Below are 12,141 nucleotides of genomic sequence, written 5' to 3'. Positions count from 1 at the left end.
GGTTTCGATCCCGGCGTCGCTGCACGCGACGCGGGGCTCAGCGGTTCCGGCTGACCGGGAAACGGATTCGATCCGGCGCCTCGTTGAAGCGCTCGAGGATCCGTTCGTACAGTCGGTTCCGCGTCCGGGTCGCCCGTCGCGGGTCGACGAGGTAGCGCAGCCGGAGTTCGACCCACGACTCCCGCTGGACGACGTTCACCGTCGGCGCCTCGTCGACGGTGAGCTCGACTGCGGTCTCGCTGAGCTCGTCGCGGTAGCGTTCGACCCGCCGGCGCATCTCGTCGCCGAGCAGCGCCTCGGCCTCCTCGACCATCAGCTCGCGGGCGTAGGGGAGCTCCGTCTCGTAGGCCACCTGTACCGAGAGCTCGTTCCAGACGAACTCGCCGCCGGCGCCGCCGAACGTCGTGAGGTCCGCGGAGAGCACCACGCTGTTGGGGACCGTGACACGCCGGCCGGAGGGCTGATTGGTCGAGACCAACTCCCCGCCGACCTCCCAGAGCGTGGTGACGAGGAAGTCCACCGCGACCACGTCGCCTTTCACGTCGCCGATCCGGACGCGGTCGCCGACGCCGTAGGGCCGCTTGGCGGTGATGTACACCCAGCCGAGCAGCGAGAGGAGGGGCTGCTGGAGCGCGAACGTGATCGCGAAGCCGACGACCCCCAGCGAGAACAGCACGCCGAGCCACTGGTCGGTCAGCGCGCCGAGTACGCCGACGAGGCCGACGACGCCGAACCCCAGCCGCAGGACGTTCCGCAGGTCGTGCTGCCGGCGTTTGGTCGCGTCGCGCGTGAGCCACGAGAGGACGAGCCGGTAGCAGCCGAACACGACGGCCGTGAACGAGAGCGCGAGCAGCGCGCGGGCCACCAGCGGATCGAGCGGCGTGTCGCCGACGGCCACCCCCAGCGGCGTCGCCGTCGAAACGTACCAGCCGGTGGCGCCCGCGGCGACGGCGACCGCGATCGCGCCGAGAAACGATGATCTGCTCACTCTCTCTCGGCGTGTCCGGAAAGGCAAAAACCCCGCGTCGGGCTACCCGTCGAACAGCTTCCGGCCGGCGCCGTCGGCGACGGCGCCCGCGGCGTGCTCCATGGCGTGGCACATCTCGGCGAACGCGGCGGTATCGCGCGTGGAGGGTTGCATGCGACGAACTGACACGACCCTCCCTTGAGTATCTTCGGGGGGTGTGGCACAACGGCTATGGGACGCCCGCCCCCACTCCGTCCCATGACCACGAGCGACTGGGGCGACTGGCTTCCCCGCGCGATCGAGTCGGCCGATCCGGACTCCGTCGCGGTCTGGTATCTCGGCTGTAACGGGTTCGTGTTGAAGGGGAGCGAGGGGACGACGCTGTTCGTCGACCCCTACGTGGGCACCGGCGACCCGCCGCGAACGGTCCGGATGATCCCCGTCCCGTTCGATCCTGCGGACGTGACCGAGGCCGACGCGGTGTTCGCGACCCACGAGCACAGCGACCACGTCCACGGCGAGTCGCAGGCGCCGATCCTCGAAGCCACGGGCGCGCCCTTCGTCGCCCCCGACGCGTCGCTCGCGGCCGCACGCGAGCAACAGTCCTGGGAAGATCGCTGGGCGCTCGACGCCGACCAGTTCCAAGAAGTCGCCGAGGGCGACGTGCTGGAGGTGGGTGAGTTCACGGTCCACGTCGTCGCGGTGAACGACCCCGACGCCGAGCACCCGGTGGGGTACGTGTTCGAACACGAGTCCGGGACGGTGTTCCACCCCGGCGACTCTCGGCCGGCGGACTCCTTCGGGCGGCTGGGCCGGGAGTTCGACATCGACCTCGGGATCGTCGCGTTCGGGAGCGCGGGGATGATCCCGGACAAGGAGACGCGCGAGCCGAAGTACACCAAGTGGTACAACGACGAGAGGGAGGCCGTCGAGGCCGCGAGCGCGCTCCGGGTCGACCGACTGCTGCCGAGCCACTGGGACATGTGGAAGGGGCTCACCGCCGACCCGACCGCGCTCCACGAACACGTCGACTCGTTCGAACACCCGCGTAGCCTCGAACTGGTCGAGATCGGCGACCGCGTCGACCTCTGAGTCCGGGCGATCGGTCCCGAAACCGGGCCGCCAGCCGTTCTCTCCGGGGCGTCGAACGCCCGAGCAACGGACAAATAAAGTGGCTTTGTCGCGCACGAACCAGTATGACCGACGACCCGATCGACGACGTCGACAGAGCGATCCTGTACGCGCTCCAGGAGGACGCCCGAAACATGGCGTCCGGAGATATCGCGGAGCGCACCGGGACCTCCGATAGCACCGTCCGCAAACGGATTCAGCGTCTCGAATCCGACGGCGTAATCAAGGGGTACAGCGCCAGCATCGACTATCAGACGTCGGGCTACCCGCTCCGAATGCTGCTGTACTGCACCGCTGCGATTTCCGAACGTGGCGACCTCGTCTCGGACATTCTGGAGATCGATGGCGTCGTGTCGGTCCAGGAGCTGGTCACTGGCGAACAGAACCTCCTCGTCACCGCGGTCGGCGAGACGGACAGCGACATCACGACCGTCGCACAGGAACTGCTCGACATGGGGCTCACCGTCGCCGACGAGGTCCTCGTTCGGAGCCACGAGACGACGCCGTTCGGGAAGTTCGATCCCGAGACGCAGACCGGAGACGGGTCCTAGACGAGGACACGTTCGACGCCCACGGGGACCGACTGTCTGTACTGGCGCTCGGCAGATCGGCCGAATCACGGTCGAGAACGGACGATGCTGGGTGTCGGCTGGGAGCGCGACACCGCGATCGAATATAACGTTCTTTAATGGGGTATTCGAGAACAGAATGGTAATATAGACATCTTTAACAACCAGTATGTTCAGTATACGGTTGAACGCGACCGAAAGCGGAGTTCTCGAGTGGGGGCTCGGGTGCCGCAGCGTGTCGTACGATAGGCTGAACGATGTCAGGACACAGTTCGAAACCGACGGTCGGAGCGCTCCCGGATACGACGGCGGATTCGCCGTTCGTTCCTGTCGCACTAACGTGGGTCGTGTGGGCGCTGTTCGTCGCGAGCATCGTCGCTCTCGTCGCCAGAATCCGTTTCGGCGACGTGTGGGAGATTCCCGGATGGGTCGCCGTCGACGGCCTGACTGTGCTGATGTGGGTGGTGGTCACCTTCTTCAGCGGAATCGTCCACAGCTACTCGCGCCGCTACATGGCCGGCAGCAGCCACGAAACGAGGTTCTTTCTCGCAACGTTCGGGTTCACTGTGGCCGTAATGGCGCTCCTCGCGGCCGACCACGTCGCACTGTTCGGGGTTCTGTGGCTTGCGATGGGGTTGGTGATGGCCGAGCTCATCGGCATCGACGCAGGCTGGAAACAGGCACAGGCCGCCGCGGCCGTCGCCCGCAAGTACTTCGTCGCCAGTAGCGTCCTGCTCGGGATCGCGCTGACGGCGCTGTGGTCGGCGACCGGCTCGACGACGGTCTCCGGGATCGGTGCGGCCGCCGACACGCTCGGCGGTCCGGTGTGGCTGGTCGCCGCCGCCGCGCTCGTCGGCGCGGCGATGATCCAGTCCGCCCTCATCCCGTTCCACAACTGGCTGCTCTCCTCGATGACCGCACCGACGCCGGCGTCCGCGCTGATGCACGCCGGGTTCGTCAACGCTGGCGGGATCCTGCTGACTCGCTTCGCCCCGGTGATCACGGTCGACTCCACGCTGATGCTCGCAGTGGTCGCCGTCGGCGCGGCGAGCGCCGGCGGCGGGAAGCTCCTGAAGTCGGTCCAGACGGATATCAAATCCCAGCTCGGCTGCTCGACGGTCGGGCAGATGGGCTTCATGATCATGCAGGTCGGGCTCGGCTTCTTCGGGGCCGCGATCACCCACCTCATCCTGCACGGGTTCTACAAGGCCTACCAGTTCCTCAGTTCGGGCGAACAGGTCGAACAGACGAGCCCGAGTGAGACCACCGGGCACACGATCGGCCCGGTGACGAGCGTCGCCGGGTTCGTCGTGGCGTTGCTGACCGGCCTCGCCGGTGGCGTGGTGTTCGCGGTCGTGACGGGGAAGGGGACGAACGTCGACAGCGGCCTCCTGTTGACGTTCTTCGTCGTGTTCACGACGCTCCACGCGGCACGCAGCGCGGTCCAGCACACCGAACTGCCGGCGCTCGCCCGCTACGGGGCGGTCCCGCTGGTGTTCTTCCCCGCGATCGTGATCTACGCCGTCGTCTACGAGGGCGTCTCGGGCCTCCTCTCCGTCAGCATGGCGACGACCGAACTGACGCTGCTCCACGGCGTCGTCGCGGTCAGCTTCGTCGGCGTCTACGTCGCCATCGAGACCGGGGTCCACGAGAACAGCCGGCGTCTCTACGTGGCACTGCTGAACGCCACCCAACCGTCCTCGGACACGCTCCTGACGTCCACGGAGGAGTACAATGAGCACTGAATCCGCCATCCGCGACAGCATCGACGACGCAGCGACCGCCGTCGGCTCCCTCTGGCCCATCCACTCGTTCGTGACGGCCAACCCCCTCGCCGGGTTCGAGGACCAGCCGTTCGGGGAGGCCGTCGAACGGGCAGCGACGCTGTTGGGCGGCCGGGGCTACCCCAGTGCGCAGACGTTCGAAACGGCGCTGGAGCGCGGCCAGATCGACCGGGAGATCCTCGGCCGAGAGATGACCGAGGCAGGCTACGAGAACGACCCCGAAGCGGTACTCGACCGGCTGGCCGACGCGACCGACGACGTGAACGCTGACGCCGACGCTGCCGTGGACCACGTCGACAGGGTGTTGACGAAGTGGTTGTCGGCGTTCCTCGACGAGGAGACCGCCCACTGGTCGATGCCGAACCGCGAGGCGGGGTTCTACGCCGCCTTCCGTGGGATGGCCGAGTACGACGGCGACATCCCCGAGGAGGGGGTCGTCGCCGACCTCCCCGAAACGCCGACCGCGGCTATCGAGGCGGTCTTGGAGTCGTACCCCGAGCAGCAGTGGGAGGCCATCTTCGAGGAGCAACTGGCTGCGCTCCCGGGCTGGGCCGGGTTCATCAAGCAGCGCGCCGGGGACGAGGGCGTCTGGCAGTCGACGTACCCGATCTCGCTGGAGGGCTACCTCGCGGCGCGTCTGGCACTACTTGACGCCGTCGACGCCGCCATCGAACCCTCGAACGACGGCGGCGACGAGCACCCGGCGGACGACATCGCTCAAGCGTTCCTGCGTGCGTGGGAAGCGACCTACCGCGACGAGCTGGTCGGCACCGTCGCGGCTCAGAGTCGCTCGATGGCCGACTGCGATACGTCGGGGCGCCCGGACGCGCAGTTGGTCTTCTGTATCGACACCCGGTCGGAGGTCATCCGTCGTCACATCGAGGCGACGGGCGACTACGAGACTCACGGGTACGCCGGCTTCTTCGGCATCCCGATAGAGTACCGCGAGTACGACGCTGACGTGTCAGTCGACGCCTGTCCGCCGATTCTCGACCCGCAGCATCAGATCGTCGACGTGTCGACCGACGACGACACCCGGGCCCGTCACGACCGCTGGTCCGGCATGCGTGCGGCCGCCGACGAACTCATCGGGACGCTGGAGGCCAACGCCGCCACCGCCTACGGATACGTCGAGACTGCCGGCAGCGGCTACGGGCTCTCACTCGCGGCCCGGACGCTCGTTCCCGGTCGCGTCCACGACCTGCTCGACGCCGCCGCCGGGTTAGTGCCCGACGTCGAGGAGTTCTGTGAGCCGTCGATCGACCACCAGCACGCCGACGCCGGCGACCTGCCGGTCGGGCTGACCCACGAGGAGCGGGTCGAGTACGCCGCGACCGCGTTCGATCTGATGGGGTTCACGGCGTTCAGTCGCCTCGTCGTGTTCACGGGCCACGCCAGCGAGACGGCGAACAACCCCTTCGACTCGAGTCTGGACTGCGGTGCGTGTGCGGGCAACCCCGGCGGCCCGAACGCGCGCGTCCTCGCGAAGCTGTGTAACGACGAGGCTGTCAGGGCCGAACTCCACGACCGTGGGTTCGATATCCCCGAGGACACGGTGTTCGTCGCCGCACAGCACAACACGACGACCGACGAAGTGGAACTGTTCGCCGAGGACGTGCCGGAGAGCCACGCGGACGATCTCGCCCAGCTGCGTGCGGACCTCGCGACGGCTCGCGAGAGCGCGGCGAGCGAGCGCGCCGAAGCGATGGGCGCCGACGGCTCGACCGGCGTCGCCGAGACGGAACGCCGTGCCGCCGACTGGGCCGAGACGCGTCCCGAGTGGGGGCTGGCCGGCAACGCCGGCTTCGTGATCGGTCCCCGCGAGTTGACCAGTGGGTTCGACCTCGACGGGCGTGCGTTCCTCCACTCCTACGACTGGTCGACCGACCCCGACGGGGACGCCCTCGAGGCCATCTTGACCGGCCCCATGGTCGTCACGCAGTGGATCAACGCGCAGTACTACTTCTCGACGGTCGACAACGCCGTCTACGGCAGCGGGTCGAAAGTGACCCAGAACCCGGTCGGGAATGTCGGCGTCTATCAGGGCAACGGCGGCGACCTGATGTCCGGGCTCCCGCTCCAGTCGCTGATGGTCGCAGACGGCGACCCGTACCACCAACCGCTCCGTCTCTCGACGGTCGTCCACGCGCCGGTCGAACGGGTGACGGAGATCCTGACTGACCACGAGGAGCTCACCGAACTCCTCGACAACAACTGGCTCTCGCTGACGGTCGTCGATCCGACGCAGGATCACCGCGCCGTCCAGTACGGCGAGTCCCTGGAGTGGACGCCGGCGGCCGAACGCGCCGAAGCAGATCCGGAGCCGCCGAACGCGCAGGCTGTCGCGGACGACTAGCCGCCGTCCAGCCCCGGCGCGGTCGGGGCATCCGGGCATTCCGTTGCTCCGGCGATCCAGTCCGCCGGCGAAACAGTTAGGGCACTGATCCGAGTAGCGCCGGACGTGTCACGCGGCAAACGACTCTCCGGGCTGGCCGCGCTTGCGCTCGCGGGAGCGACGGCGGTCGTCCTCGCCGAACTCGCCGCGCTCGCGCTCTCGGTTCGTCTCGCCGCGGCCGCCGTCGACGGCTGGCTGCCGGCGTCGGCATCGACGCTCCCGGTGGTCGCGGTCGCCGCGGCGGCCGGCGGTCTCACGGTCGTCGTCGCTCGGCACGCGGACCGCGGGGTGAAGTCGACCGCCGCGGGGGCGGTGCTGATCGCGGCCGCCCCGGTCACCGCCTTCGGCGGCGGCTGTGGGTTCGTCGGCGACGGCGTCAGCCTGTTCCGCAGCGGCGTCCGTCTCGGCGTCGCCGTTCCCCCGTGTGTGACGTTCCTCAACGGCGCGCTACTGGTGCTGGGCTACGGGCTGCTCGCGGCCGGGCTGTGGTTCGCTGTCGCGGAGCGATGGCCGTCGGGCGCCGCCAGTCCACGGTCGCCGGAACGCTCGGATTAGTCCCACGCGATCCGGAACAGCTCCACGTCGATCTCCTCGCGCTCGCGCTCGTGGTGCTCGTACAGCCGCGGGATCTCGAATGCCGCGGCGAACGCGTGGGTCACCTCGCCACCGTGGTCGGCGGCGAACGACTCGACGAACGACTGGCTCCCGGCGTTGTGGATCGAGTAGGAGATCCCCGCGACCGACGCCGCGGTTCGGAGGAACGCCCGGTCGGCGCCCTCGTTGCCCGACTGGGCGCCGAACGGCGGGTTCGTCACGACCGTCGCGACTGAGTCCGCGGGCAGTGGCGCGCGCGTCGCGTCGGCGCGGAGCCAGTCGACTGCGGTCCCGGGCGCGACCGTACGCTCGTTCTCACGGGCGACCGCGAGCGCGTCGCCGTCGCGTTCGAGCCCGAGCACGCGGGCGGGATCGCGGCAAGCCGCCGCGAGCGCGAGGATTCCAGTTCCGGCGCCGAGATCGAGCACCGTCCGACCGGCGATGTCGCCCTGCAGATCCGCGAGGTGGAGAAGATGCGCCGCGAGGTCCGGCGGCGTCGGGTACTGTTCGAGGGTCACGTCGGGGTCGCGAAACCCCGCGAGCCCGTGGAGTCGTTCGGCCAGCGCCCGTTTGCCCATTCAGGCCGCCACGTCGAGGCCGTCGACCGAAAGGGTGACGCCTTCCCGGCGGGCGCGCTCCTCGAGCGCCTCCAGCGCCGGGCGGACTTTCTCGGGGTCGCTCACGTCCTCGACCTCCACGCGGACGATGCCGACGCCGAGGAACGCGCCCGCCCGGACCACGTCACGCAGGCGGTCAGCCTCCTCCTGCGTCGCGAGCGAGCAGTCCTCCGCGAAACAGGCCTCGACCGTGAGTTCGGCGGGCTGGTAGCCTTCGGTGGCGAGTTCGGCCTTCAGCTCCCGCAGGTACTCGGGCGCGGTCGTCGACAGCGACGACGCCGCGAGTTCGACGGGCTCGACGTTCGACGGGCGACAGGAGTCGACTGCCGATTCGACGCGCGTGGGGCTCGTGCTCATACGACTCCATAGCTACTGGTTATCCAAAAAGCTTTCTCAATACGCAGTAGTAATTACTCCCTGTCGACTACCCCCCTCCGGGGCGACGGGCGAGAGGCGGCGAGAATCTCCGGGCGTTCCCCCGTCTATCGATTAGTTCTGTGCTCATATCGAGGACGAAAAAAGCCTTATCTGTCGGGGTCACCAGAAACCTTTTAATGGAACGTCCGAGCCGGGAGCGACAGCGGGAGTCCGAGGACGAGGACGAGTCGGCGGACGAGGTTCTCACCTGCCCGGAGTGTGGGTCAGACGAGGTCGTCACCGACGACGACCAGGGCGAGCTCGTCTGCGACGACTGTGGGCTGGTGCTCGACGAGCGCCAGATCGACCGCGGCCCGGAGTGGCGGGCGTTCAACCACTCCGAGCGCCAGAGCAAGTCTCGGGTGGGCGCGCCGATCACCGAGACGATGCACGACCGCGGGCTGACGACGACGATCGACTGGAAGGACAAGGACGCCTACGGGCGGTCGCTCTCCTCCGAGAAGCGCAGCCAGATGCACCGCCTGCGGAAGTGGCAGGAGCGCATCCGGACGAAGGACGCCGGCGAGCGCAACCTCCAGTTCGCACTGTCGGAGGTCGACCGCATGGCCTCCGCGCTGGGCGTCCCCCGCTCGGTGCGAGAAGTCGCGTCGGTGATCTACCGCCGCGCGCTCAACGAGGACCTGATCCGCGGGCGCTCGATCGAGGGCGTCGCGACCGCGGCGCTGTATGCGGCCTGCCGGCAGGAGGGGATCCCGCGCAGCCTCGACGAGGTCGCGGAGGTCTCCCGCGTCCCCCAGAAGGAGATCGGCCGCACGTACCGCTACATCTCCCAAGAGCTCGGCCTCGAACTCAAGCCGGTCGACCCCAAGCAGTTCGTCCCGCGCTTTGCCTCCGAACTCGGCCTGAGCGAGGAGGTCCAGTCGAAGGCAACCGAGATCATCGACGTCTCCGCCGAGCAGGGGCTGCTCTCGGGGAAGTCCCCGACCGGCTTCGCCGCCGCGGCGATCTACGCCGCCTCGCTGCTCTGTAACGAGAAGAAGACCCAGCGAGAGGTCGCCGACGTGGCCCAGGTGACGGAGGTCACCATCCGGAACCGCTATCAGGAACAGATCGAAGCGATGGGCTTCCGCTAGACCCCTCGCCCGCTCCGACGTTCTTCACTCGGCGTTTCGTTCCGCCACGAACACGATCAGCCGCCGGTTCGTGAGCGCCTGCTCGACCGCGTAGGACTCGTAGCCCGACAGTCGGTCCTCGACCGCGAGCCGATGATCGGGCGTCGTGACGACGACGGGCGGCGGTGAGTCCGGCATCGCGTTCGGCTCGGGGACGCTCGCCGTCTCGGCGCCCGCGCGTTCGAGGTACCACGACAGCGGCAGCCGCGCGGCGAACGCCGCCCGTGCGCGCTCCGGGACGGGCGGGCTGTCGAGCGTCGATTCGTCCTCGACCGCGAGGTCGCTCCCGACGTAGAGCACGTCGGTTCCCCCGTTCCTCCCGACGGTCCCCTCGATCGCCGTGACGGCCGTCCGGTACTCGAATCCGGGCTGGGCGTACCCGGGGAGAGCGTCGTCGGCAGCGGGATCGTCGTACACCTCCCCCGCGACGACTGCACCGGTGTGGACGCCCGCCGCGGAGAGCACCAGAAGCGCCGCGACCACCCGGGCGGCGTCGCCGGCGCTGACGCTCTCGCTGGCGTATCGCCACAGCGCCGCCAGCCCGACGGCCGCGGGGATCGTCGCCGGCGCGAGCACGTGGACCGCGACCCACGGCTCGTTCACCTCCGACGCGACGGGGAACAGCAGCAGCCCGACGCCGGCCCAGTAGGCGGCGAAGTTCACGAGCGGCCGCGACCGACCGGCGTAGCGCTCCCGGAAGAACCCCCAGACGGCGAGGGCGACGACCGGTAACGCCGCCGCCAGCAGCACCGCGGCGGTGCCGGCGACGAACGGGAGCAGCGCGTGGTCGTTGGTGTACGTCGGCGGCGCGTGCCGGCCGAGCACGCGAACCGAGAGGAACCGCTGCAGTGCGCCGACGGTGCCGGCTTCGAGCGCCGTCAACAGCGTCGAGGGCTCGGTGAGGTCGACCCGGCCCCGCGGGAGGTAGAACGCGATCGCGACGACGACGGTGATCGCGGCGGCCCGGAGCAGGGCGACTGACCGCTCGGCAACGCCGTCCGCGATCGACCGAACGCGCTCGCGGAGTGCCGCCGGGGCCTCCCCCCGGACGCGTGCCTCGTCGAGCGTGAGGACGGCGGCGAGCAGCCAGCAGCCCAGCACCGCGAACACGAACCCGGAAGTGGTGAGCGCGAGGCCGACCGCTCCCGCCGCGGCGTACAGCGCGCGACGGCTCCCCCGATCCCACGCACGCCACGCGAAGCCGACGGCGACGAGCGAGAACGCCGCCAGCGGGAGGTCGCCCCGGCGGACGCGGGAGTAGTACAGCAGCGGCGGCGCGAGCGCGAGCAGCACCGCGAGTGCGGTCGTCTCGGCGCCGGAGAGCCCGGTTCGGTCGGGGTCGCGCTGCCGGAACAGCAGCGCGGCGAGCGGGAGCAGCCCGCCGATCAGCGCGACCGGGAGTCGGGCGGCGGCGTCGCTCGTGAGCCCCAGCGCGAACAGCCGACGGCCGACGACGTAGAGGAACGGCCCGCCGGCGACGGGGCGGTACTCGTAGACGCCGGTTTCGAGCGATCGGAGCGTCCAGTAGCCGACCCGGGCCTCGTCCCAGTGGAACGGGCGCGTTCCGAGGCCGACCAGCCGGGCGAGGACGGCCAGCGCCGCCAGCGCGACGACGGCCCGCTCGACCCGATCGAGTCGGCGCATGCCCGTCCCTGCCGCGCGCTGTGGCAAGAAGTTTCGGAAGCGGCCTTGCCGCGAGGGAACGTTCGGAAGCGACTTCCGCCGCGCCGGCAGACCGTCGACCATGAGCGTGCTGGACTCCCTCCCGGACCGCCCGCTGACCGACGCCGAACTCGCCTCGTTGAACCACTCCGACGCGCTCGAGATCGCGGTCGACGTGGCCGACAGCGAGGGCGCCGGCGAGGGGGCGATCGTGGGGCTGCTGCTCGCGACCGACGACTGGGTGAAGGGGCTGGTCTACGAACGGGACGGCTGGCGCGTCGCGGAGACGGTCGCGCTGGGCGACGACGCGAACGCCCGCTACGAGGGGATGCAGACGTGCGAGGCCGCGATCAGGACGGCACTCGACTGAACCGGGGTTTCTAATCCCTTCCCCCCGTGAACTCGGGACGAGATGTACGACGACATCCTCGTTCCCACCGACGGAAGCCCCGCCGCGACCGACGCGATCGACCACGCCGTCTCGCTGGCGGAGACGTACGGCGCCACCATCCACGCGCTGTACGTCGTCGACGCCAGCGCGTTCTCCTCGATCGAGTCCGGCTCCGAACTGGTGATCGACGCGCTGGAGGAGGAGGGCCAGCGCGCGGTCACCGAGGTCGTCGACGCCGCCGAGGCCGCGGGCGTCGAGGTGGAGACCCACGTCGTCTCCGGGACCGCGTACCGCCGCATCCTCGACTACGCCGACAGCGAGGACATCGATCTGGTCGTGATGGGGACTCACGGCCGCAGCGGCGTCGAGCGGTTCCTGCTCGGTAGCGTCACCGAGCGCGTCGTCCGCACCTCGGACGTGCCCGTGCTCACGATCCGACACAAAGCCGAGGACGAGGCGTAGGTCGGATCGGGAAACGCTT

Annotated in this window: 12 protein-coding genes; 8 read left to right on the top strand and 4 right to left on the bottom strand. The window is 69.4% G+C overall.

The genetic code is table 11. The features are described 5' to 3' along the window. Positions 1-37: 37 nt before the first annotated feature. The gene (locus tag ACQUSM_RS06630; protein WP_435116968.1) at positions 38-988 is read right to left on the bottom strand and encodes a mechanosensitive ion channel family protein; all 951 of its coding nucleotides are present in this window, start codon (positions 986-988) and stop codon (positions 38-40) included. 237 nt (positions 989-1,225) lie between these two features. On the opposite strand from ACQUSM_RS06630, the gene ACQUSM_RS06625 reads away from it, so the two are divergent. The 5 genes from ACQUSM_RS06625 to ACQUSM_RS06605 all read left to right on the top strand — a co-directional run bounded on the left by ACQUSM_RS06625 (position 1,226) and on the right by ACQUSM_RS06605 (position 7,401). Continuing rightward, on the top strand, positions 1,226-2,059 hold the full coding sequence (locus ACQUSM_RS06625; RefSeq protein ID WP_435116966.1) for an MBL fold metallo-hydrolase: 834 nt from the start codon (positions 1,226-1,228) through the stop codon (positions 2,057-2,059). A gap of 104 nt (positions 2,060-2,163) precedes the next feature. Then, positions 2,164-2,649, top strand: coding sequence for an Lrp/AsnC family transcriptional regulator (locus ACQUSM_RS06620; protein WP_435116964.1), 486 nt, complete (start codon positions 2,164-2,166; stop codon positions 2,647-2,649). A gap of 275 nt (positions 2,650-2,924) precedes the next feature. After that, positions 2,925-4,412, top strand: a complete 1,488-nt coding sequence (locus tag ACQUSM_RS06615) for a proton-conducting transporter transmembrane domain-containing protein (RefSeq protein WP_435116962.1) — start codon at positions 2,925-2,927, stop codon at positions 4,410-4,412. Next, positions 4,402-6,807, top strand: coding sequence for a DUF2309 domain-containing protein (locus tag ACQUSM_RS06610; protein WP_435116960.1), 2,406 nt, complete (start codon positions 4,402-4,404; stop codon positions 6,805-6,807). The genes ACQUSM_RS06615 and ACQUSM_RS06610 overlap by 11 nt, the downstream gene beginning before the upstream one ends. Before the next feature lie 105 nt (positions 6,808-6,912). Continuing rightward, positions 6,913-7,401 carry a hypothetical protein gene (locus ACQUSM_RS06605; protein WP_435116958.1) on the top strand — a complete coding sequence of 163 codons (489 nt, stop codon included), beginning with the start codon at positions 6,913-6,915 and terminating at the stop codon, positions 7,399-7,401. Here ACQUSM_RS06605 and ACQUSM_RS06600 read toward each other — a convergent pair. Next, a complete protein-coding gene (locus ACQUSM_RS06600; protein WP_435116956.1) occupies positions 7,398-8,018 on the bottom strand; it encodes an METTL5 family protein in 621 nt (206 codons plus the stop codon). The two genes, ACQUSM_RS06605 and ACQUSM_RS06600, sit on opposite strands and share 4 nt — an antisense overlap. Continuing rightward, the gene (locus ACQUSM_RS06595) at positions 8,019-8,414 is read right to left on the bottom strand and encodes a hypothetical protein (RefSeq protein WP_435116954.1); all 396 of its coding nucleotides are present in this window, start codon (positions 8,412-8,414) and stop codon (positions 8,019-8,021) included. Positions 8,415-8,611: 197 nt separating this feature from the next. Here ACQUSM_RS06595 and ACQUSM_RS06590 point away from each other — a divergent pair, with 197 nt between their 5' ends. After that, positions 8,612-9,568 carry a transcription initiation factor IIB gene (locus ACQUSM_RS06590; protein ID WP_074877039.1) on the top strand — a complete coding sequence of 319 codons (957 nt, stop codon included), beginning with the start codon at positions 8,612-8,614 and terminating at the stop codon, positions 9,566-9,568. A gap of 24 nt (positions 9,569-9,592) precedes the next feature. On the opposite strand, the gene ACQUSM_RS06585 is transcribed toward ACQUSM_RS06590, so the two are convergent. Beyond that, positions 9,593-11,251 carry a flippase activity-associated protein Agl23 gene (locus ACQUSM_RS06585; protein WP_435116951.1) on the bottom strand — a complete coding sequence of 553 codons (1,659 nt, stop codon included), beginning with the start codon at positions 11,249-11,251 and terminating at the stop codon, positions 9,593-9,595. A gap of 100 nt (positions 11,252-11,351) precedes the next feature. Between ACQUSM_RS06585 and ACQUSM_RS06580 the strand changes: the two genes are divergently transcribed. Continuing rightward, complete coding sequence (locus ACQUSM_RS06580; RefSeq protein ID WP_435116949.1) at positions 11,352-11,639, top strand: hypothetical protein; 288 nt, start codon at positions 11,352-11,354, stop codon at positions 11,637-11,639. Between the two features lie 42 nt (positions 11,640-11,681). Next, positions 11,682-12,122, top strand: a complete 441-nt coding sequence (locus tag ACQUSM_RS06575; protein WP_435116947.1) for a universal stress protein — start codon at positions 11,682-11,684, stop codon at positions 12,120-12,122. Positions 12,123-12,141: the final 19 nt, after the last annotated feature.

This window comes from Halolamina sp. C58, assembly GCF_051195095.1.
GTDB lineage: Archaea > Halobacteriota > Halobacteria > Halobacteriales > Haloferacaceae > Halolamina.
The sequence above is the reverse complement of the archived record's forward strand: the minus strand, read 5'-3'. Positions and strand labels throughout refer to the sequence as shown.